The sequence below is a fragment of the Mesorhizobium sp. L103C119B0 genome, from assembly GCF_000502235.1.
Classification (GTDB): domain Bacteria; phylum Pseudomonadota; class Alphaproteobacteria; order Rhizobiales; family Rhizobiaceae; genus Mesorhizobium.
Genome location: NZ_AYXE01000002.1, coordinates 487,582 through 509,896, shown reverse-complemented (window position 1 = coordinate 509,896; position 22,315 = coordinate 487,582). Strand labels below are relative to the sequence as shown.

At 62.1% G+C, this 22,315-nt stretch carries 20 protein-coding genes; 6 read left to right on the top strand and 14 right to left on the bottom strand.

Annotated elements, in window-relative coordinates; genetic code table 11:
• Positions 1-190: 190 nt before the first annotated feature.
• The 4 genes from X728_RS01000000166205 to X728_RS161350 all read right to left on the bottom strand — a co-directional run bounded on the left by X728_RS01000000166205 (position 191) and on the right by X728_RS161350 (position 4,201).
• The gene (locus X728_RS01000000166205; RefSeq protein WP_245266066.1) at positions 191-574 is read right to left on the bottom strand and encodes a DUF2569 family protein; all 384 of its coding nucleotides are present in this window, start codon (positions 572-574) and stop codon (positions 191-193) included.
• Between the two features lie 308 nt (positions 575-882).
• Positions 883-1,572, bottom strand: a complete 690-nt coding sequence (locus tag X728_RS161340) for a TetR/AcrR family transcriptional regulator (RefSeq protein ID WP_023725772.1) — start codon at positions 1,570-1,572, stop codon at positions 883-885.
• 69 nt (positions 1,573-1,641) lie between these two features.
• Complete coding sequence (locus X728_RS161345; protein ID WP_023830719.1) at positions 1,642-3,069, bottom strand: amidase; 1,428 nt, start codon at positions 3,067-3,069, stop codon at positions 1,642-1,644.
• 97 nt (positions 3,070-3,166) lie between these two features.
• A complete protein-coding gene (locus X728_RS161350; RefSeq protein WP_023715777.1) occupies positions 3,167-4,201 on the bottom strand; it encodes an extracellular solute-binding protein in 1,035 nt (344 codons plus the stop codon).
• Positions 4,202-4,484: 283 nt separating this feature from the next.
• Here X728_RS161350 and X728_RS161355 point away from each other — a divergent pair, with 283 nt between their 5' ends.
• From X728_RS161355 to X728_RS161365, 3 genes are all read left to right on the top strand, one after another.
• Positions 4,485-7,460 carry a caspase family protein gene (locus tag X728_RS161355; protein WP_155923918.1) on the top strand — a complete coding sequence of 992 codons (2,976 nt, stop codon included), beginning with the start codon at positions 4,485-4,487 and terminating at the stop codon, positions 7,458-7,460.
• A 445-nt stretch (positions 7,461-7,905) separates the two neighbouring features.
• Positions 7,906-8,673, top strand: a complete 768-nt coding sequence (locus tag X728_RS161360) for an NAD kinase (RefSeq protein ID WP_023729798.1) — start codon at positions 7,906-7,908, stop codon at positions 8,671-8,673.
• Between the two features lie 192 nt (positions 8,674-8,865).
• Positions 8,866-10,479, top strand: a complete 1,614-nt coding sequence (locus tag X728_RS161365; RefSeq protein WP_031194819.1) for a DEAD/DEAH box helicase — start codon at positions 8,866-8,868, stop codon at positions 10,477-10,479.
• Positions 10,480-10,646: 167 nt separating this feature from the next.
• Here X728_RS161365 and X728_RS161370 read toward each other — a convergent pair whose 3' ends face one another.
• Complete coding sequence (locus tag X728_RS161370; protein WP_023830715.1) at positions 10,647-11,540, bottom strand: LysR family transcriptional regulator; 894 nt, start codon at positions 11,538-11,540, stop codon at positions 10,647-10,649.
• Between the two features lie 119 nt (positions 11,541-11,659).
• Between X728_RS161370 and X728_RS161375 the strand changes: the two genes are divergently transcribed.
• Positions 11,660-12,544, top strand: a complete 885-nt coding sequence (locus X728_RS161375) for an NmrA/HSCARG family protein (protein WP_023830714.1) — start codon at positions 11,660-11,662, stop codon at positions 12,542-12,544.
• A 47-nt stretch (positions 12,545-12,591) separates the two neighbouring features.
• Positions 12,592-12,861: a DUF2798 domain-containing protein gene (locus tag X728_RS161380; protein WP_023667468.1), complete on the top strand. Its 270-nt coding sequence runs from the start codon at positions 12,592-12,594 to the stop codon at positions 12,859-12,861.
• Positions 12,862-13,098: 237 nt separating this feature from the next.
• Here the strand turns inward: X728_RS161380 and X728_RS1000000171305 are convergent, their stop codons facing one another.
• The 5 genes from X728_RS1000000171305 to X728_RS161395 all read right to left on the bottom strand — a co-directional run bounded on the left by X728_RS1000000171305 (position 13,099) and on the right by X728_RS161395 (position 16,151).
• Positions 13,099-13,350 carry a hypothetical protein gene (locus tag X728_RS1000000171305; protein ID WP_245266064.1) on the bottom strand — a complete coding sequence of 84 codons (252 nt, stop codon included), beginning with the start codon at positions 13,348-13,350 and terminating at the stop codon, positions 13,099-13,101.
• Positions 13,329-13,706, bottom strand: coding sequence for a hypothetical protein (locus tag X728_RS1000000171300; RefSeq protein WP_245266063.1), 378 nt, complete (start codon positions 13,704-13,706; stop codon positions 13,329-13,331). Before X728_RS1000000171300 ends, X728_RS1000000171305 begins: the two co-directional genes overlap by 22 nt.
• Positions 13,707-13,942: 236 nt before the next feature.
• Complete coding sequence (locus X728_RS161385) at positions 13,943-14,593, bottom strand: OmpA family lipoprotein (protein WP_023667470.1); 651 nt, start codon at positions 14,591-14,593, stop codon at positions 13,943-13,945.
• Positions 14,594-14,744: 151 nt separating this feature from the next.
• Complete coding sequence (locus X728_RS161390; RefSeq protein WP_023830713.1) at positions 14,745-15,113, bottom strand: GFA family protein; 369 nt, start codon at positions 15,111-15,113, stop codon at positions 14,745-14,747.
• A gap of 147 nt (positions 15,114-15,260) precedes the next feature.
• Positions 15,261-16,151: a LysR family transcriptional regulator gene (locus X728_RS161395; RefSeq protein ID WP_023681487.1), complete on the bottom strand. Its 891-nt coding sequence runs from the start codon at positions 16,149-16,151 to the stop codon at positions 15,261-15,263.
• A gap of 103 nt (positions 16,152-16,254) precedes the next feature.
• Here X728_RS161395 and X728_RS161400 point away from each other — a divergent pair, with 103 nt between their 5' ends.
• On the top strand, positions 16,255-17,124 hold the full coding sequence (locus X728_RS161400) for an NmrA/HSCARG family protein (RefSeq protein WP_023830712.1): 870 nt from the start codon (positions 16,255-16,257) through the stop codon (positions 17,122-17,124).
• Positions 17,125-17,181: 57 nt separating this feature from the next.
• On the opposite strand, the gene X728_RS161405 is transcribed toward X728_RS161400, so the two are convergent.
• The 4 genes from X728_RS161405 to X728_RS161420 form a co-directional block, all read right to left on the bottom strand.
• Entirely contained in the window at positions 17,182-17,577 is a 396-nt protein-coding gene (locus tag X728_RS161405; RefSeq protein ID WP_023667474.1) for a hypothetical protein, read from the bottom strand.
• 287 nt (positions 17,578-17,864) lie between these two features.
• Positions 17,865-18,284 carry a GFA family protein gene (locus tag X728_RS161410; RefSeq protein ID WP_023830711.1) on the bottom strand — a complete coding sequence of 140 codons (420 nt, stop codon included), beginning with the start codon at positions 18,282-18,284 and terminating at the stop codon, positions 17,865-17,867.
• 119 nt (positions 18,285-18,403) lie between these two features.
• Positions 18,404-19,535 (bottom strand): peptide chain release factor 2 gene (gene prfB, locus X728_RS161415; RefSeq protein WP_155922402.1). Its coding sequence is split into 2 segments (ribosomal slippage): positions 18,404-19,468 and positions 19,470-19,535, totalling 1,131 coding nucleotides; the frame shifts between segments, so codons are not numbered across the junction.
• A gap of 130 nt (positions 19,536-19,665) precedes the next feature.
• Entirely contained in the window at positions 19,666-22,122 is a 2,457-nt protein-coding gene (locus tag X728_RS161420) for a penicillin-binding protein 1A (RefSeq protein WP_023830710.1), read from the bottom strand.
• Between the last annotated feature and the right edge of the window lie 193 nt (positions 22,123-22,315).

The window sequence follows — 22,315 nt, the reverse complement described above, 5'->3', positions numbered from 1 at the left end:
CCTCCGGCCAAAAGCCAAAAGTGTTACCCATGTGTCCGGTACAAATCGTCACCTATGTCTCGGGCCGCTCACTCTTCGAGCTTCGGGTGGCAGGCCACTCGAAGCTCGTTAGTCGAAGGAGGACTGCCGACGGTTCTATTCGGCGGAGCTGGCAGCACGACATCAGGCCAACTCGCAGCCGTCGGACCTTCTAGGAAAATGTGGCAGCCTGTATGGCTGCCGTATCGCCGAACGTGTTCCTCACCCTAACCGACCTGTAGACGTAGGCGGCCCAGATCCCTGTGACTATGAAGGATGCCAAAGGTGTAACCAGAGCTCCTCCGGCAAGCAAACGGTTTACCGGGACACCCAGAACAGTCGATATCCAAACTGTGTCCAGTACGAATAAGAGAGGGATCGCGAACCACAGACATATGAACAGCTGCGGAAAGCGGTGGCTTCGCCGCAGCATCGAAACAAGCACGACCAGCTGAAGCACCAGAAATGCCAGATTGAGGGCTGCCTCGCCATAGATGGCCAAGGCCCCGTTGGGCACTGTAACAAGCTGTTGGTAGGTTTTGACCAGACTGGCCATATCGACAAGTGTGCGCAACGAAAAGGGACAGGCTGATCGCCAGCAGGATCAGCCAGCCGCCGAACCCCACGAGGTCATCTGGGCTCTATGAGGATTTGCGCGACGACCGGACGGCGAAGAAAACCGGCACGCCAATCAGCAACAGAAGTATCGCCCAATGCCACATTTACCCACCCTCGAATGCATCCCTGGGTTGTTTAGCTCGCACCTCTGGATTGTGCAAGCGTTTTTACAGAGATCAAGGCATCGTAGAGATTTTCGGGTTTAGGTTTGCAGAGGACGCTTTCGTCGCTCGCAATGGCCGCATCTCACCCCAAGTCAAAATGCCGCGGAAAGGCCTGGTGCAGCAGGAGCAGCATGGTCTTGCGCAGCACGTCGGTGTCGCGGCTGGACGGGTTGAGATGGTCCCAATACCAGGCGCCGTGAACCAGATAATTCAGGCTCTCCGACAGCGTGTCTATGTCGACGCCGGTGTAACCGCCGCTGCGCGAAATCTCGATCAGCAGTTCGCGCGCTTCGGCCGTGTAGGCGAGATCGCTGGGCAGGCCTATCTCGTTGTAGAGCTGCATGCTCTTGCGGTCGCTGGAGAACACGACGAAGACCGACACCCAATTCGGATGCTGGCGGGCAAAGCGTTGCGCGCAATCGACCGCGCCCAAGACCCGCTCGACCGGCGACAGGCCGGGCGCCCGCACCAGCGTCAGCCACAGCGCGTCATATTGGTCGCTGAGATATTGCAGGACGGCTCGGAACAGGTTCTCCTTGCTGCGAAAATGAAAGACCACCAGTGCGTTGGACGAGCCGACATGCTCGGCGATGCGCTGCATGGTGACGCTGGCCAGCCCCTCCTCCGCGATGAGCTCGATTGTGGCGTCGATGATGCGCTGGATGCTCGCTTCGCCGCGCTCGCGCCGGCGGTCCTTGGGCGCAGCGTCGTTCGCCGCACCCTTGGCCGCCTTGCTTTTTCCCGCATCCGGAGTGGCTATGCGTTGCGCCATTGTCGTCAGGCCTTTCCCCGGCGGCCGAAACATCCCGCCGCTGCCTTGGGATGCCGGCGCCCTGCGGACTCACAGCGCCGGGCGTGTCCCGGCATTCGTGTACCACTGACCACGAGCCGTCTCATAGGCCATACCCGCCCGGAACACGTCGGCGTCGCTATAGGTGCGGCCGACAATCTGGATGCCGGTGGGCACGCCGTTGGCGGCGCGGCCCGACGGCACGGACAGAACCGGGCAGCGGCTCAGCATGTTGAACGGCGTCGTCATCACCCAGCCCAGCGACGGGTTCACCTCTCGTCCATTGATCTCGACCTTGCCTTTGGTCTGATCGAATTCCGCCGGCACTGCGGGAAGCGCATTGGTCGGGCAGATCAGCACATCGTGTTTTTCCAGCAACGGCCCCAGCGTCAGATACATCCTGGCCGCCACGTCCAAGGTCGCGACGAAGTCCGTGGCCTTCGACTTCTGCCCGTCGTTGGCAAACTGCCTGGCATAGCTGGTCATGTCCTTGCCGTGCTTGGCGAGCAGCGGCGACAGCGAGGCGCCGAAGAGATGTTCGAGATAGGCCATGCCGGCCTTGAGCACCTCGTCGCCCCAGCCGAGGTCCACCACCTCGACGGTGGCGCCGAGCGAGCGGAACACATCGCAGGCAGCGAGCGTGTTCTTGCGCACGTCCGCATCCACCTCGAAGGACCCGAGATCCATGGAGAATGCGATCTTCCAACCCTTGATCGGCTTGTAGTCGAGCGGCAGGCGCAGTTTCGGGCGCAGCGTGGCGATGTCGAGCGGGCTCGGCCCGGCCATGACGTTCTGCAGCAGGATCGCATCCCCGACGTTTCGGGCCAAGGGCCCGGTGTGGCAGTAGAAATCGAGATTGAACGGCGCCTCATCGGGATTGCGGCCGTAAGGCGGCTTGAAACCGACCAGGCCGCAGGCCGAGGCAGGGATGCGGATTGAGCCCGCTATGTCCGAGCCGGTTGCGATCGACGACGTGCCGGAGGCCAGCGTTGCCGCCGAACCGCCCGACGAACCGCCCGGCGTGAAATCCGGGTTCCAGGGGTTGCGCGTGACGCCCCAGCGCTTCGACCAGGTATAACCGGCGCAGCTGAATTCGGGCGTCGCGGTGCGGGCGTGGACGATGCCGCCGGCCTTCATGACACGCTCGTTCATGGTCGAGGTATGGCCGCCAATGGCGTCCCCGGACAGCAGCGAGCCATGCGAGGTCGGCTTGCCCTTGATGTAGCTCTCATCCTTGATGCCGATCGGCAGGCCCTCGAGCGCGCCGGTCCTTGCGCCTCTGGCGTATTTCGCCTCGGCTTTTCTGGCGAGATCCATCGCCTCGTCGAAATGCGTGAAGGTGAGGCAGTTGATCGTCGCCTTGGTTGCCTCGGCGCGGCGGATGGTGGCCTGCATCAGTTCCACAGGCGACAGTTTCTTCGCCTTGAACAGCCGCAACGCCTCGCTGGCCGGCATGTAGCAAAGGTCGAGATCGGACATAAAAAATCTCCCGCGGCGGCTTTACGGCATCTGGCATTGGGGATGGCCGAGCCGCGATGCGCGGCCCGATGTTGGTCAGCTTCGGCCGGCGGCGCTGCTATTTCTGCAGATCGGTCCAGATCCTGGTGTAGAGCGCCTGGACGTCGGCGGGACAGGCCGACATGAATTGGCCCTTGTCGGCAAATTCGGCCGGAACATCCACTTCGGGCGCGCCCTTCATATCGGCCGGCAGGAAGGGCTCGGAGCCCTTGATGCCATTGGCGTAGTGCGCGAAGGCCGAGATCATCGCTGCATTCCTGGGGTCCATGATGAAATTCTGGAAGAGCTTGGCGTTCTCGACGTTCTTGGCATCCTTGAGCACCGCGACACTGTCCATCCAGATTGGAAAGCCCTCCTTGGGATAGCCGTAGACGATCTTGTCGTTCTCCAGCCGCTCGCGCAGCGATATGCCGTTCCAGTTGACGCCGGCGGCAATGTCACCCCTGCCGAGACCGTCGACGGCCGCATAGTCGAGCGACAGCCATTTCGCTTTCGCCTCGATGAGCTTGTCATGCACCTTTTTCAAAAGCACCTTGTCGTCGGTGCAGTACTTACCGCCCTCATAGGCAATGGCGAGGAACATGATGTCTCCCATTTCGGGCACGACATTGATCTTGCCCACGAGTTCCGGCGGCGGATCGAGGAAAATCGCCGAGGTGTTCGGATCGCCCGCATAGACCGATTTGTTGACCGAGATGCCGGTCGTGCCCCATTGCCACGGCACCGAATATTTGCGGCCGGGGTCGAACGGCACGTCGACCCATCTCGGATCGACGTTTCTAAAGTTCTCCATCGTGTTGGGATCGGTTTCCAAGAGCAGGCCTTCGCTGATCCAGATCGGCATCACGCTGGCCGATGGAACGACGATGTCATAGCCGGAAGCGCCCTGGCGGACCTTGGCCAGAGCCGTATCGTTGGAGTCGTAGTCGGTGACGGTAACCTTGACCTTGTAGGTTTCCTCGAACTTCTTGATCAGGTCCGGGCTGGTGTAGTTGCCCCAATTGTAGATTTGGAGTTCGCCCTCGGCGCGGGCAATGCCGGTCATCGCCAGCAGCGACAGGCCGAGCGCCGTGGCGGTCGATTTCAACTGCATGCTTGTGTCTCCCATTGTTGGGACCGGCGGGATTGCGCCTCGAGTCCCTAAGTTCCCTTCGTCCTGGTGATCATTCACCGGCGAATGCCGGCTGACCAACTCGGTATCTCGGCAACGGTATTAATTACTAAACATACAGTCAATATCTTTTGCGACACAACTGCATGATCGGCACCGGCAGTGCGCCGGCGAAGCCGACATGATATGGTCAAGGTTGGGCCATTGATGAATTGGGGCAAGCCGTGGCGTGAGCGCCGCAGCCTGCAGGGCTTGGATCACGGTCATGCGCCTTTTTCTGGCGGTCGTGCTGCTGATGACCATGGCGCTCTTCTCCGCTGCGCGCGGCGAAGAGCGGATAGCGCTGGTTGTCGCCAATCCGGCCTCTGAGGGCTCACCGGCAATCGCCAACGCCGACCTCAGTGCCGAACTCGTTGCAGCGACACTACGATCGCTTGGCTTCACCGTCCGGCAGGTGTCGGATGGCGACCGCGCCGATGTCGCGCGCGCCATGCATGATTTCGCCCAATCCCTGGCCAATCCGGACTCCGTCGGCATCTTCTACTATGTCGGCCACACCGCGCAGGCCAACGGCAGGAACTATTTACTGACGCGCGGCACCCGGATCGATTCAAAGGAAACGGTCGACCAGACGGCATTGCCCCTCGATCTGTTCATGCAGGCGCTCGAGGCAACCCCGACATTGAAGGTGGTTCTGCTCGACAATCCCGGCGATGGCCACAACCCTACTTCCGGCGTGATGCAGGGTCTGGCGGCGGTCGATCCCCTCACCCACGCCAGCGTCGCTCTGTCGGCCAAACCCGGAACCGTTGCACTGGACGAAGCCCGCCCCGTCACCGTATTTGCCGATGCGCTCACCGCTGCGCTGGTCAAGCGCGGCGCGGACATAGCCATCATCCTCGCCTCGGTCAGGCAAACCACTATCGACAAAACGTCAGGCGCCCAGTGGCCATGGATGGCATATGGCCGCTCGGCAGACGCTGCCTTTGTGCTGACGCCGGACCAGGTGGCCGGCGCGGCACCGGCGCTGCCGCTTGTGCCGGAACCGGCACCGCCGGCGATGGCGAGCGGCGGCTACATCTCCGGGAGTGGCGGTTGGGAGCCTGATGGCAGCGACTACGCCGATGGCAGCGGTCAGGAGCCCTACCCCATGGACGTTGCACCGGGCTCCGGCAGTCCCGATGCCGCGATGGGCGACAGCGCCAAGGAGGCGGCGCTCTACGAGGAATACAAACGCCAGGAACAGCAGCGCCAATTGCAGGAAGAGCAGGCTCGGCAACGATACGAAGAGGAAAAGCAACGTCTTGAAGACGCAGCTGTGGCCGCTGCCCAGAACAATCTCGGCGGGACCTATCCGCAGGATGGCGGAGCCACCGGCGCCGAACCGCCCCCCGATAAGGCAGGGATCCCCCCTGAGGACGGCATGACATCGGCCCCGCCACCCGCGACCGGCGCCGAAAGTCCGCCGGAGGCGCAGGCGCCACCGAAACCAGCGCCGCCGCCCATCGACCAGGCGCAAAGCCCTCCTTCCGGCGGCGCCCTTCCACAACCCGAGACGGGCGCTGTCGAGGTGGTGCGCCATCCAACCATCGATGCGCCGGATGAGATTGTCGCCGGCGAGACGGTGACCGTTTCGATCGCCCTTACCGAAGAGCAATTCACGCCCGAAGTGAAGGTGAAGGCAGCGCCGGGCTCGTCGGTGACGGAAGATGGCGCCCTGGCCATGGCGATGCCGGCGGGAACCGAGCAATGGCCGATCGATATCGATCTGTTCGCCTCCGGCTTCGATCTCGCTGACGGCGGCAAATGGAGCCGACGGACGACGCTCTACCGCCAGGGCGACAGCGACTTCGTCCGCTTCGACGTCAAGGCGCGGCCGATCGCCAAGGACAGCAAGCCGGCCCAGTTCATCGCGCGCATCTACAGCGCCGGGAGGTTCCTGGGATCGGCATCGCGGTCGGTTATCATTCGCCGCACCGCGCCTGTCGAGGCAGCCGCTCTGAGCGCCACAGCCGAACGCTCCGCAGCACCTGCCATGCTGATGCTGGCCGCAGCGGCGCCGCAGCCGGCGGTAACTGGCAATGTGACGCTCGGCGGCGCAGCCGGCGATGACGTCCCCGATCTCGACGTGACCATCCTCTATGACGATCCGAGCGGGCTGGGTTCGGGGCAGATCATCATCCATTCGCCGCATCTGGCCGGTCCGGTGACCGATACGTTCTCGACGCCACCTGAGATGACGGCATGGCTGGACTCCGAATACCGCCGCCTGCTGCAGCTCGGATTGAGCCTGCGCGGCGCCGTTTCGCTGCAGCAGCCTGCCGCAAGCAGCGATACGGGGGCGCAAAAGCGCTTTGTCACGCTCGCCGCCGAAGGTTTTGGCGATGCGCTCTACCGCGACTATGTGCCGAAACCGTTAAAGGACGTGTTCTGGTCGCTGCGCGGCAAAGGCGAACTCCATTCGATCCAGATCACCTCGAACAGCCCGACGCTGCCCTGGGAATTGATCCGCCCGCGCAGCGCCGACGGCGCCGTCGCCGACGGTTTTCTCGGCATGGGCTACCGGCTGGCGCGCTGGGCTCCGCGCAGCAGTGCCTCACAGGTCGACAACCCGCTCGACCGCATGACCTTCACCGGCGTCGCGGCCGTCGCGCCCTCCTATCTCGACAAGCGCTCGCTGCGCTTTCAGCAGGACGAGATCGCGGCGCTGAGCAAGCTTTACGGCTACCGCCGCTTCGATGGCGATTTCACCTCTTTCGAGAAACTGGTCGGTGAAGTCTCGACCGGTTTCATTCATTTCTCCGGTCATGGCGAGGTCAACCAGCTGAGCAGTGGCCGGCCGGTCTTTGCCATCGATCTCGTCGACCAGTCGCTCGACCCCGATACATGGGCCGCGCTGGTCGCGGCCGCGCATGGCAAGGGCAATCCGTTCTACTTTTTCAACGCCTGCGACACCGGCCGTTCGCAGATGCTCGGCGGCTTCGTGCAGGGCTGGGGTCCGGCAGTGCTGGCGGGCGGCGCTTCCGGCTTCATCGGCGGCATGTGGCCACTGACCGACCGCGCGGCAGCGGCCTTCTCGACCGGTTTCTATGGCGGCATCAGCACGCGGATCAAGGACGGGCCGGTCTATCTGGCCGAGATCCTGCAGGATGTGCGCAGAGAATTCTACCAGACCGGCGATCCGACCTATCTCGCCTACACATTCTACGGCAACGCCAATCTGCGGATTGTCGCGCAGTGAGCGATGGATCGTCGTTGGTGGATTGGCTTCAGCCTACAACGCGTTTTGCGGGCATGGCACGCCGGCGCCGCCGCAGCGTGAGGCCATCGGCCTGGAGCTCATGTCTTCGGACTGCCGAACAAGCTCAGCAAAGAGAAGGGCGAAACTTCCCAGCATCAGGAAGACGATAATCAGGCGTGTCACCGGCAATAGACAGGTCTCGACTGGCTAGCCCCCCAGCCACCCATCCTCTGTCGGCTAACATGATCGATCAGGCTTTACGAGTGTTTAAGCTCGCTCTTAACCATCACATTCGCCGTTCCGGCGACATGAAGCGCGAGCCGCCGATTTCGTTTCGCCGCGGCCGCAACTGCGCCGGACGATGCCTCCCTTTGCAGATGCGCTTGCCCATGCTACCCCACGCAACCGCCGCCGACCGCCATCGGCCGACCGCCATCGGAATGTCATGAGCAAAGCCAATCTCGCCTTCGTCTCCTCCGACACTGCCGATGCCAAGGCGGCGATGGAGAGCCTGTCGGCCCGCTATGGCCAGGCATCCTTCGACGACGCCCAGGTGGTGGTGGCGCTGGGTGGCGACGGCTTCCTGCTGCAGACCTTGCGCGACACGATGAGCACGGGAAAGAAGGTCTACGGCATGAACCGTGGCACCATCGGCTTCCTGATGAACGAGTACCGCGTCGGGGGCCTCACCGAGCGCATCGCGGCCGCCGTCGCCGAAACGATCCGCCCGCTGGAAATGCTGGCGTTGACGCATGAGGGCGAGACGGTTTCGGCACTCGCCATCAACGAGGTGGCGCTGTGGCGTCAGTCCTACCAGACGGCAAAGATCCGCATCACCGTCGACGACCAGGTCCGCATCGAGGAACTGAACTGCGACGGCGTGATGATCGCGACGCCGGCCGGCTCCACCGCGTACAATCTTTCGGCGCACGGGCCGATCCTGCCGCTGGATGCGCCGTTGCTCGCGCTGACCCCGGTCAGCCCGTTCCGGCCGCGCCGTTGGCGGGGTGCCTTGTTGTCAAACAAGGCGACCGTACGCTTCGATATTCTGGAGTCGGAAAAGCGCCCGGTGAACACCGCCGCCGATCACACCGAGGTCAAGGCGGTGGCTTCCGTAACGGTCCGCGAATCGCCGACTGCGACGGCAACGCTGCTGTTTGATCCCAACCATTCGTGGAACGAACGCATTCTCGCCGAGCAGTTTCGCTATTGAGCCGGCGCAAAGAGTGACTACCTAATTAAGCATCGCGATTAAGCTTACGTTTTCACAATCGTGCCAATCCCGCCCGTTTCTGTTGACAAATCGCGGGCTTGCGCCTAATCGCAATACCAATCTTGCAGGCACGCTGTGCTTGCCGCGACGGATGCCGTTGCGCTTCCCCGAACCAGCCAAAGACAGCAACTCTTGTCCTCAGACACCACGACCGCTCTAGAAGCGTTGACCTTTTCAGACCTCGGCCTGTCGCCCAAGGTCCTTTCCGCAGTCACCGATGCGGGCTACACCGTGCCGACGCCGATCCAGGCTGGCGCCATCCCGCATGCCTTGCTCGGCAAGGATATTCTGGGCATAGCACAGACCGGCACCGGCAAGACGGCTTCCTTCGTGCTGCCGATGCTGACCCGCCTCGAAAAAGGCAGGGCCCGTGCCCGCATGCCGCGCACGCTGATCCTCGAGCCGACGCGCGAGCTCGCCGCGCAGGTCGAAGAGAATTTCATCAGATACGGCAAGAACCACAAGCTCAACATCGCGCTGCTGATCGGCGGCGTCTCCTTCGACGAGCAGGACAAGAAGCTGGAGCGCGGCGCCGACGTGCTGATCGCCACGCCCGGCCGTCTGCTCGATCACCGCGAGCGCGGCAAGCTGTTGCTCAACGGCGTCGAGATCCTCGTCATCGACGAGGCCGACCGCATGCTGGACATGGGCTTCATCCCCGACATCGAGCGCATCTGCGAGATGATCCCGTTCACCAGGCAGACGCTGTTCTTCTCGGCGACCATGCCGCCGGAGATCACCAAGCTCACCGAGAAGTTCCTGCATGCGCCGGTGCGCGTCGAGGTTTCCAAGGCGGCATCCGCTGCCACCAACATCATCCAGCGCCTGGTCAAGTCCGGCTCCAAGCCGTGGGACAAGCGCGAGACGCTTCGCAATCTGATAAAGGCCGAAGACGCCGAGCTGAAGAACGCTATCATTTTCTGCAACCGCAAGGTCGAGGTCGCGGAGCTGTTCCGCTCGCTGTTGAAGTATGACTTCGACGCCGGCGCCCTGCATGGCGACATGGACCAGCGCGCCCGCATGCAGATGCTGGCCAATTTCCGCGATGGCAAATTGCGCTATCTCGTGGCGTCCGACGTCGCCGCGCGCGGCCTCGACATTCCCGACGTCAGCCACGTCTTCAACTACGACGTGCCGATCCACGCCGAAGACTATGTCCACCGCATCGGCCGCACCGGCCGCGCCGGACGCTCGGGCAAATCCTTCACCATCGCCACCAAGTCCGACACCAAATACATCGACGCCATCGAGCGGCTGATCGGCAACAAGATCGAGTGGCATGACGGCGACCTGTCGACCGTGGTCGCCAGCGAAGGCGGCGAGGACGAAGCGCCCCGCCGTGGCCGTGGCGCTCCGCGCCGCGCCGGCCGCAAGGACGAGGACCGCAAGCCCCATGATCGCAAGGACGGTGGCGAGCGCAAGCCGCGCGAACGCCATGCCAAGCGCAGCGACGACGCGCCGGCGGCAGATGCCGCACGCGAGGAACAGCCGGCGGTAGCCGAGGCCGCGGTCGCCGACATCGGCGAACGGCATCAGCGCAAGGAAGCGATTCGCTCCGAAAACAGCGACCGCAAGGTCTCCGATCGCAACAACGAGAACCGTGCCCCGGAACGCGGCGACACAAGGCCGCAGCGCGCCAGCAACAGCCGCCCTGCCCGCGGCAACAACCGCGGTGAAGACAATGACGGCACCGTCGGCTTCGGCGACGACATGCCGGCCTTCATGAAGATCGTCGCCAAGGTCTGATTCCATGAGCCGCGGCGTCCCGAGGACGCGCGGCTTTCCTGGACGCGATTGGGATGCGAGATCTGGAGCCCGCTCAGGATCAATCGGCGCCATGCGCGGTAATCGCAAAACAGGCTCGATCTGCCCCGATCTCTTCCGGCCTGGAGCGCTTCAAATACCCGTCGATGCTACAGGCTTTTCAGTTCCAGGCGGGATGCCAATAAATCCAGAAACGCCCGAACCTTGGCCGAAGATGACCGGCCTTCCTGCCACAAGGCATGGATCGGCACCGGTGCCGGCTCGAATTCCGTCAAAACCAGTTCGACGAGACCGTCGTCGACCAAATGTCTTATCTGCCACAGAGGCGAGAAGCCCAAACCCAGTCCGTGGATTGCGGCGGCATAGACCGAGGTCATCAGATTGGAGCGAAAAGCGCCTGCGACCTTCACGGTCCGGGGTTTCCCGTCGATCTGAAACGTCCATTCACCTGGACGCTCGTTAGCGGTTCTGATTATGCAACTGTGCTCACTCAGCTGGACGGGATGGGCCGGCCGGCCGCACCGCGCGAAATAGGAAGGCGCGCCGAACACAACGCGCCGCAACGCCCCCAGGCGTTTGGCTTTCAAGTTGGAATCCGGCAAATCGCCGATGCGTATTGCCAGGTCGAGACCTTCGGCGCCAAGATCGGCAAATCCATCGGAAAGTTGAAGATCGACCTCGACCCGGGGAAATGTCCGCATGTATTCCGCGATGACAGGCATCAGGACGTTCGGGCCAAACAGAACCGGCGCCCCGATGCGCAGGACGCCTGCCGGCTCCGATCGTTGATTGATCGCCTGAAGTCTTGCGTCGTTTATTTCGTCGACCGCGGGTTTGATCCGGTTGAAAAAGGCTGCTCCGACTTCACTCGGTGTCGAGCGACGCGTTGTCCTGTGGATCAGCTCGACGCCGACTGATTCCTCCAGTGCCGCCAGGGACCGGCTGACCGACTGCAGCGAGCGGTTCAGCCGATGTGCGGCAGTCGTCAGACTTCCATGCTCGACGATCGCGATGAAAGCCTCGAAATCGTCCATCCGGCTCATGTATTCTCCCGATCTTCGACATAATGTATCGCAAAAACGGGTAATTGTAACGACAATTGCGACGTCGTACCTCTCTGCAAGTTGTCCCGCGAGGACAGGCTTGATGGAAGGGAATCGTCATGCAAGTAGCCAATCCAACTGTTCTGGTCGTTGGTGCCACAGGCCGAGTTGCGGGAGTTGTCGTGCCTGAACTTGTCCGACGCAATGCCAATGTTCGAGCGCTCGTTCGCGACCCTGCGAATGCCGAAAAGGCCCGGAAGCTGGGGGCATCCGAGGTAGCGACAGGAGATTTGCGAAATCGTCAGAGCCTCGAAAGGGCGGTCGGGGGCGTCGACGGCGTCTTTCACATTGGGCCGGCTTTTGCTCCCGATGAAGCAGCCATGGGCGTTGCCATGGTTGAGGCCGCCACGCGAGCAGGAGTTCGAAAGTTCGTCTTCTCGTCGGTGATCCAGCCTACCAATACGCGACTGAAGAACCATGCCAGCAAGGTGCCTGTCGAGGCTGCTCTCTACTCGACGACGATGGAATATACGATTCTGCACCCTGCCAATTTCATGCAGAACCTCGCAGCGGCCTGGCCGTCCGTCGTTGAACATGGTGTTTTCTCGGAACCGTTTCCAAAGACGGCGAAGCTGGCCCGCGTCGACTACCGCGATGTCGCTGAGGTGGCGGCGATCGCCCTAACCGAAGCGCGATTGTCCTACGCGACCCTCGATCTGTGCGCTGACGGCATGCACAGCCGGGAAGACATCGTTGCGATGATGAGTGAGGAACTTGGCCGACCCATCTCTTCTGGTGAGCCGACATTTGGCGAGTGGGCGGCCGAGGCACGCCTTCCCTACAATGAGCGCCAAATGCAGGTGCTGGCCAAAATATACGCCCACTACGCCCACTATGGCCTTGGTGGGAACAGTCTGACATTGCGCGCCGCCCTGGGCCGCGAACCGCGTTCGTTGCGCGGCTTTATTCGAAACCTTGCCCAGCAAATGGCGCAGGCCGCCTGACTGCGCCCAGCCGCGCATACTTCCACTTTTCGAGAAGGAGATATTTGATGCGACCGTCATCCCACAAGGTTTTGAAATCGAGGAAGCTACCGGCCTCTTACAATGCGCTGGTAATGCCATTCGTACTTTCCATCCTGATGTCGTGCATTGTTTCCGCGGTAGCGACGCTGATCAATGCGGGCTGGACAACCGGTTTCGTGGCGACCTGGCCGTATGCATGGGGAGCATCATGGCTAGTGGGCTTTCCAAGTCTGCTGCTGGTCTTGCCGATCGTGCGCCGTATCGTTGCGGCAATTGTCGATCAGCCGACCTCGTAGGCCTTGATTACAGAGTCCGACATGCCAAACAAAAACGGCCCTTGCGGGCCGCTTTTACCTTCGACTGACGGCTCGCAGCGCCATTGTCGGCTTCCGCGACCAGATACCCGTCTTCAAGCGGGCAGCCTTCATGCGCGCCGGCCCTCATGCCGATCGTCGTCCGAGCCCGATCCCGAGCGCTCTCAAATGCAGCCGGCCAGCTTGCACTCTTGGCACGCTCCTATCCTGGCCCGTCCGTCACATCGGGCCGGGCATCATCTTGGTCGGTTTTTCCAGCATCGGAAACTCTGCCTTGCTGCATTTCACGTTCGGGTTGGTCGGACTGAACATGCCGTTCGGATTGTCTCTGAACAGCCAGGCATGAAGGTCGTAGTGGACGAACTCCCTCGGAATGAGCGGATAGTGCCCTTCCATCGGTCCCATGAAGGTCTGGCCAAATAGTTTTGGAGGTTCCTTGGTGTCCGGCGTCAGGGGCACCAGCCATTCCACGCCAACAATCTCAAGCCTTTCTTGGTCGGCTCGTAGATCAGCACATTGGGGCGCATCGGATCGAGTTTCTGACCGACACTCGGGACGTTGACGAAATGGATGCCCATAGCGCCCTTCGGATAGTCCATTGCGCCCTCGATCCTGTCCCCGCTGTAATAGACGCACCCGACAGTCGACAGATAAAGGTCGCGGACGGCGACCGTGTAGTCTTCATATTTGGCGAGCGATTTCTTCAACGCTTCGATGTCGGCTTTGTTGGCGTCCTCGGCTCGAGCCGTGGCCGCCGCGCACCAAGCAGAGACCAGACCTGTCAAAATGAGGACGCCGCAACGCCCAAGACGAGCTGTTCTTGTCATGCATTCCTCCCAGATTTCCTTATCTGGCCGTGCAGGACCGGGGCCGACTAAGTGACTGCATGGCCGTTTGTATCGCCCCATCCCCTCTGGAACCGCACCAATGCTAATCCCTTCCAAGGCCTCCGGAAAGGGATTATTAGAAATCTCTAATGCGTTAGACCTTTTGGCGGACCACAGGAGCCCAAAAAGAAGCGGCCCCTTGCGGGGGCCGCCTTCGCATTTCGATGCCGAACAATTCAGGTCAGCGGCGAAAGCTGGATCTCGACGCGCCGGTTCTGCGCACGGCCGGCCGCCGTTCCGTTGGACGCGATCGGACGGGTCTTGCCGAATCCGGTGACGGCGAAGCGGCGCGAATCGACACCTTGGCCTGAGAGATAGTTGGCGACCGCCAATGCGCGGCGCTGCGACAGATCGAAATTGTGTTCGTCGCCACCGGTCGAATCGGTATGGCCGAACACGTCGACCGTGGTCTGCTTGAACTTCTTCAGCACCAGCGCAACCGAGTTCAGCACCTGGTAGAAGCCGGGCTTCACCGCATCCTGGTCGACGTTGAAAGTAATGTCGGACGGCATGTTGAGGATGATCTGGTCGCCGGTGCGGGTGACGCTGACGCCGGTGCCTTCGAGCTGGCGGCGCAGTTCAGCCTCGTTCTGGTCCATGGTCGCGCCGATGGCGCCGCCAGCCAGCGCGCCGATACCGGCGCCGATCAGCGCGTTGCGGCGGTCATTGCCGCCGGCAAGCAGGCCGAGGCCCGCGCCCGCCAGGGCGCCAAGGCCGGCGCCGGCTGCGGTGTTCGAAACCTTCTGCTCCCCGGTGTACGGATCGGTCGTGGTGCAGGCACTCACCAGCACAGCCGTCGCAACGGCGACGAGCACAGTCTTTTTCATAAGGATCGTCCCTCTCCAAAGCGCGGCCTTTGCGGCTCGCGCATATAAGCCCTTCTCCGGTCTTGTAACATGAAATGCGGCGAAAAACCGAGCGGCGAAAGCGGCTTCTCCCCGCTCGCGCCACACTTCCGCTTCGGTGGCTGGTGCTGGCCTACCAGAGGTTCTTGCCGTCAATGACGACCACCTCGACCTTGTCGAGGTCGAAATCGTCGAACAGCCGCGAATTGACTGAGATCTTGGGATTGTCGAAGTCCGGTTTTCCGGTCGACCAGTCCGGCGTTTCGGTGAAGGTGCCGCAGCCGCAAATGGCGCAAAACCCGTGTTTGACGGTCTTCGATTCCCATTGATAGAAGGAAACGTTTTCCGGCGAGCTGGTGAGCTTGAATTGCGACGGAACGTAGTAAGCCCACAGCGAACCGCGCTTGGAGCAGAACGAGCAGGTGCATTGTGTTACCGTCTCGGGCGCCTGCGAAACCTCGAACGTCGTCGCCTTGCAATGACAGCTGGCCTTGATGGTCATGAAAAGCTTTCCTCTCCGTTGCCCGCCACCCATGCGGCAAGGCACCATAAAGGAAGGCTCCTGACAACTGTCTGTCAGCAGGCTCCGGTCGATCGAGCCGAGCGGCGCTCTGGCTGAAGCAGGCCCGTCGTCACCTCCCAATCGTCGTCACCTGCCGATATAGGCGGCCAGTTCGTCCGGCGTCCCGTTTGGGAAAGCCTGTTTCAGAAAATCCAGGAACGCCGACACGCGCGCGCTGAGCAGCCGCCGGGAGGGGTAGAGCGTCCATAGAGAAATTTCGGGGCCGTCAATATCCCCCCAATTCACCAGTGTGCCGTCAGCCAGGTCGTGGGCCACCAACGAAATGGGAAGCCGTCCTGCGCCGATGCCGGCTCGCACCGCATCCCGGACCATGATGAGCGTCGACAAGGCGAGGACCGGCTCGATTCTAAGTGTTGCCCGGCCACCTGGTGTCTTCACCTGCCATGTTTGCCGCTCGCCTGTCCCGCGCGCAACGCCAGGAGCGGCGAGCCCATCGGCCGGGCGAGGAAGGTCCGGGCTCGCCACAACGACCAGGCGGTCGCGGAGAAACGCCCGTCCGACCAGGCTTTCATCGGGATCCGGATTGACCCGGATTACCAGATCGTAGCCTTCCTCGATCATGTCGACATGCCGGTCTTCGGTGGTCACTTCAAGCCTCACCTCAGGATACCTCAGGGCAAATCCCGCGGCGATCCTCCCCATTGCAGTCTGCGAAAAATGCAAAGGCGCGCTGATCCGCAATCTGCCCTTGGGTCTCTGGCCGCCCGAGGCAATCGCCGATGCCGTCTCGTCCAGCTCGGCAAGCAACGCCCCCGTCCGCTCGAAGAGCGCCCGTCCTTCTTCGGTCAGCTTCAGGTTACGCGCACCCCGTTCGAACAGACGCAGATCGAGACTGCTTTCCAATTCGCCAACGCGCCGGGACAATGTTGCCTTGGGCCGGCCGGTGGACCTTGCCGCTTTGCCGAAGCCGCCATGGCGAGCCACGAGGTTAAAATCGGCAAGGGCTAAAAGATCCATGACTGTCCCACCAGTGAGACGACGTGTCTAAAATTGCCGTCTACTGGGCTCTTTGTGAGCCACACATATTGGGGCTGTCAAGCAACCCAACAGGAGAAATTCCATGACCATTCTCGTTACCGGCGCCACCGGCAATATCGGCCGCCAAGTCGTCGAACAGCTCGCCAAGCGCGGCGCCGATGTGCGTGCTCTCGTGCGCGATCCGTCGAAAGCCACTTTTCCGGCAGGCGTATCGGTCGTGCAAGGCGACTTTCTCGATGTCGATTCGCTGCGCAAAGCCATGTCTGGCGTTTCCACGCTGTTTCTCTTGAACGCCGTGGTGCCCGACGAATTCACCCAGGCTTTGATCGCCTTGAACGTCGCCCGATCGGCCGGCATCGAGCGGATCGTCTATCTCTCGGTGATCCACGCTGACGTCTATGTGAACGTGCCGCATTTCGCGGGCAAGTTCGGCGTCGAGCGAATGATCGAACACATGGACTTCAAAGCTACGATCTTGCGCCCGGCCTACTTCATCCAGAACGATCTGACGGTCGAAGACGTCATCACCGGCTACGGCACCTACCCAATGCCGATCGGCCCCAAGGGTCTCGCCATGATCGACGCCCGCGATATCGCCGAGATCGCCGCCCTTGAGCTGCTGCGTCGCGAACAGTCCAAGGAGCCGCTTGCGTTCGAGCGGATCAACCTCGTCGGTCCGCAGACACTGACCGGGACGGATATTGCCGCAATCTGGTCTGACGTACTCGCCCGCCCGATCAGCTACAGCGGCGACAATACGGAGGGTTTTGAGCAAAATCTCAAGCAGTTCCTGCCCGCCTGGATGGCCTACGACATGCGCCTGATGGGCGAGCGTTTCTTCACCGACGGGATGCTGCCCGAGGCCGGCGACGTCGAGCGCCTGACGGCACTTCTGGGTCGCCCACTGCGCCCGTATCGCGACTTCGCCTCGGCACTCGCTGCTTCCGTCTGACGCAAGCGCCTTCAGCACCACCAAGGCCGGCCTTCCGATGAGAACTGCCAACAGAACTCAGTAGGAACGCGGTGGCACGAACAGGCAGATCGTCTTGCCTGCGTCGAGGCCGGCCTGATGCGCGCACCAGTGGAAATCGCCGTCGGGTGAGTCCTTGACCCGCTTGTCGCTCATCGGAACGACCTCCCCCGTTCCGGCGATGACATAGCCCTCCGGCTTTTCCAGCACCTCGCCGGTATGGGTGGTGCGGCAGTCGTAGTTTGCGCAGCAGGCGAAGGGATAACTCCAGCCTTGCGGCTTCGCCGCCGTAGGCTTGGCGTCATGGGCGAAGGCGGGTGCGGTCAGCACCGCCGCAAGCATCGCGATTGCAAAGATCGGGGTCACGAACAAGGAAAACAGGAGTCGGCCAGCCGGTTGAACGGCTCTGGCCGATCGGAGAGTGGCAGCAGACATGGAAGCGTTCCTTTCAAACGAGCATCAAGCGTTTCGCTTGCCCGTTCCCGGAACGTGTCTTCCCAGTGGCCGGATCGTCAGGTCGCAGATATGCCGCGTCCGGCCATAAATGCTTTTTCTCTTCCAGCCCTCGGATGCTGGGCTGATTCCTAGGCTGGCGCAAGAAGTTGCTGCGCGAGGCCGCACATCTACGCCGCTATCTGCAACCGCTGACGAGATCCAAGGCCAGGCTCAACTCCCGGCAGACGGGCAACGAAACAACGGGATTGGCCGTATGTGGTTCCAGCCTATGCGTCGCCTGGACCGGCGATCACATGCCCTTCATATTGCGGCAAGTCGTCGGCGATGGTGAACCATGGCGCCTTGGAGCCGACGAAGATGTGCGCGGTCGGCCGGATCGTCGGATCGTCAACCAGCGTGCCCATGGCGACATGGACATAGGCGCCGTCGCGGACCAGCGAATACAGCAACGAGCCGCAGCGGCTGCAATGCGCATCGTGGCCGCTGTCATCGCCGAAATGGATGAGTCCGTGATGCCCTTCGGCAAGGGCAAGTTTCTCGCGCTCGATGCCGGCGAAAGGCTTGAAGGCGGAACCTGTGGTGCGCCGGCAGTTTGAACAATGGCAGTTGGCGGCATAGACGAACTCGTCCGCCACTTCATACTGGACCGCGCCGCAAAAACATTTGCCGGTGAGCCTGCGACTCATGGTTCCTCCTTCGCTCCCCGCCCAGGGATATGTCAGAACAAAGTCAGGCCGAGTCGAAAGTGGCGAAAGCGCAGGAATCAGCCATTCGCAGCCCGGCCTCAGCTGAATATGGACATATCCTAGTCGAGGTCGGCCACGGCTTCACCGGCACCGCCCTCGATGCGCTGCGACAACGAGGCTTCCATGAAGTCGTCGAGGTCGCCATCGAGCACGCTCGACGGGCTGGTGCTCTCGACGCCGGTGCGCAGGTCCTTCACCAACTGGTAGGGCTGCAGCACATAGGAACGGATCTGGTGACCCCAGCCGATGTCGCTCTTTGACGCTTCTGTGGCATTGGCCACCGCTTCACGCTTCTTCAGCTCTTCCTCGTAAAGGCGCGAGCGCAGCATTTCCCAGGCCTTCGCCTTGTTCTTGTGCTGCGAGCGTTCGGCCTGGCAGGCAACCGCGATGCCGGTGGCGATATGGGTGATGCGAACCGCCGAGTCCGTGGTGTTGACGTGCTGGCCGCCCGAACCGGATGAGCGGTAGGTGTCGATGCGTACATCCGATTCCGAGACGTCGATCTCGATCCTGTCATCGACGACCGGGTAGACCCAGACGCTGGAGAAGGACGTGTGGCGGCGCGCATTGCTGTCATAGGGTGAAATGCGGACCAGGCGATGAACGCCCGACTCGGTCTTCAGCCAGCCATAGGCATTGTGGCCCTTGATCAGGAGCGTGGCGGACTTGATGCCGGCTTCTTCGCCGTCATGTACTTCCAGCACCTCGACTTTGAAACGACGACGCTCGGCCCAGCGCGTATACATGCGCAGAAGCATCGAGGCCCAGTCCTGGCTCTCGGTGCCGCCGGCGCCGGCATGGACTTCGAGATAGGTGTCGTTGGCGTCGGCCTCGCCCGACAGCAGCGTCTCGACCTGGCGGGCCTTGGCCTCGCCCTGCATCGAGCGGAGGGCTGCTTCCGCCTCGGCGATCACGCTCTGGTCGCCCTCTTCCTCACCCAGTTCGATCAGGCCGATATTGTCTTCCAGCGCCTGAGTCAGGCTTTTGACGCCGGCGATCCCGTCTTCGAGGCCCTGGCGCTCGCGCATCAGCTTTTGCGCTTCCAGCGGATCATTCCAGAGGCTGGAATCCTCGGCGCGCACGTTCAGGTATTCAAGCCGCTTTATAGCCTGATCCCAGTCAAAGATGCCTCCTCAGCAGGGTGATCGCCTGCCTGATCTCGTCGACAATATTCTGCGTTTCCGCGCGCATGGCTGGTTGTTCTGTCCTGTTTTCGAAGTGGCGCTTGGGTCGGCGCGATACATAGGCACGGCATTGCTGCCTGTAAAGCGAAATGGGCCGGCTCAACAAGCCAGCCCATTCGACGTAAAAAATCAGGTCGTCAGTAGAGTCCGCCGCCGGGTGCCTGGATGGCTTCCGTTGCCTGCGGCGATAGCGGTCCGCCGGCGCCGTTGGACCCGTCGGCGCCCATGCCGATCACCCAATAGCTGTCGGCTGGGCCGGTGCCGGGCTTGAAGGCTTCGATGATGGTGCCGGGATCGCCCGACGCGGCACGCATGCCGGTCTTGCGGTTGATCGCGACCAGGTTCATGCCTTCCGGCACCTTGAAGTCGACATTCGGCGTGCCGTCCAGCGCAACGCGCATGAAGTCCTTGAAGATAGGTGCCGCCAGACCGCCGCCAGTGGCGCCATGGCCGAGACCGCGCGGCGTGTCGTAACCCATGTAGAGGCCGACGACGAGGTTCGGCGTATAGCCGATGAACCAGGCGTCCTTCTCGTCATTGGTCGTTCCGGTCTTGCCGGCGATGTGGCGGCCAAGCTCGGCGATGGTGGCGCCGGTACCGCGCTGGACGACGCCTTCCATCATCGAGGTGATCTGGTAGGCGGTCATCGGATCGAGCACCTGCTCGGAATTGTCGACCAGTTCCGGTTCGGGCTGGTTGTTCCATTCGGGCGCGTTGCAGCCTTCGCAGCCGCGCTCGTCCTGCTTGAACACGGTCTTGCCGTAGCGGTCCTGGATGCGGTCGATGAGCGAGGGTTTGATCGACTTGCCGCCATTGGCCATGATCGAATAGGCCGACACCATGCGCATCACCGTCGTCTCGCCGGAGCCCAGCGCCATCGGCAGATACGGCGCCAGATGGTCGTAGACGCCGAACCTCTCGGCATATTCCACCACCAGCTTCATGCCCATGTCGTTGGCGAGCCGCACCGTCATCAAATTGCGCGACTTTTCGATGCCGGAACGCAAGGTCGCGGGGCCTGCCACCGTGCCGTCATAGTTCTTCGGCGTCCAGGTCGTAGTGCCGCTCTGGATGGTGATCGGTCCGTCCATGATCACCGAGGCCGGCGTATAGCCATTGTCGAGCGCGGCCGAATAGACGATCGGCTTGAAGGACGATCCCGGCTGGCGCATCGCCTGCGTGGCACGGTTGAACTCCGACTGCGCATAGGAGAAGCCGCCGACCATGGCCAGCACGCGGCCGGTATGTGGATCCATGGCGATCAGGCCGCCCTCCACTTCCGGCACCTGGCGCAGCGTGTAGGCGCCTTCCGACCCTTCGTTCTTCTGCACGAAGATGACGTCGCCGGGCTGCAGTACATCGGCCGGAAACTTGGCCTTGACCGTCTTGCCATCGACCACATGGCGCATGGCAAAGCTCATGTCTTCCTTGCTGACGGCGCCTTCGATGCGTTCCTTGACGATATCGCCCGAAATCTGCCGCGTCGGCTGCAGGCCGATGGAAAGGCCGGTCGCCGAGCTGTCGAGCACGACGGCAAGCGACCATTCCGGCACGTCTTCCAGCCCCTTGACGTTGCCCAGCGCCACGCCCCAGTCGCCGGAGGCATCGATATGCGTCACCGGTCCGCGATAGCCGCGCAGCGTGTCGTATTTGAGCAAGCCGTCCTGCATCGACTTGCGGGCGATGAGCTGGATCTTCGGATCGAGCGTCGTGCGCACCGAAAGGCCGCCCTCATAGAGCGCGTTCTCGCCATAGCGCGAGATGATCTGGCGGCGCACTTCCTCGGTGAAATATTCACCCGCAAACAGATAGGAGCCGTTACGACGCGGCGTCACGCCGAGCGGCTCGGCCTTGGCCTTGTCGCCTTCCTCGCGCGTCACGTAGCCGTTCTCGACCATCTGGTCGATGACCCAGTTGCGGCGCTCGATGGCGCGGTCGGCATGCTTGAAGGGATGGTAGTTGTTGGGGCCCTTCGGCAGCGACGCCAGATAGGCGGCTTCCGCGACCGTGAGTTCGTTGACCGACTTGTCGAAATAGGTCAGTGCCGCGCCCGCAACGCCATAGGCGCCGAAGCCGAAGAAGATTTCGTTGAGATAGAGCTCAAGGATGCGGTCCTTCGAATAAGCCTGCTCGATGCGGAAGGCCAGGATCATCTCCTTGATCTTGCGCTCGTAGGTCTGGTCCGAGGACAAGAGGAAGTTCTTCGCCACCTGCTGGGTGATGGTCGAGGCGCCGACCTGGCGCCTGCCCGAACCCAGATTCTGCAGGTTGACGTAGATGGCGCGGCCAAGCCCGGTGATGTCGATGCCGGGATGGTTGTAGAAATTCTTGTCCTCGGCCGACAGGAACGCCGCCTTGACCCGGTCCGGAACCGCCTGGATCGGCAGATAGAGCCGCCGTTCGCGCGCATATTCGGCCATCAGCGAGCCGTCGGAAGCATGGATGCGGGTCGTCACTGGCGGCTCGTACTTGGCCAGGACCTCATAGTCGGGCAGGTCTTTCGACAGATGGCTGATGTATATCGCCACGCCCGCGGCGACCATAAGCGCCAGCGTCGTGCCGATACCAAAGAAATAGCCGATAAGACGAATCATGCCCGCTCCAGTCCGAGGTCCGGGAATTTCCTAGACGAAGCCGCCTTTCGCGCAAGCCTTCGCAACTGTCCCGATCCGTGATGGAAAACCCATGTCGCCACCATGTGGGCAAAATACGGCAGTGCCCGGTTTCGGCATCCCCCACCTGAAATAAAAGCGCCTGGTGTTGTCGTCGTGCAACGCTGCCTCCGGT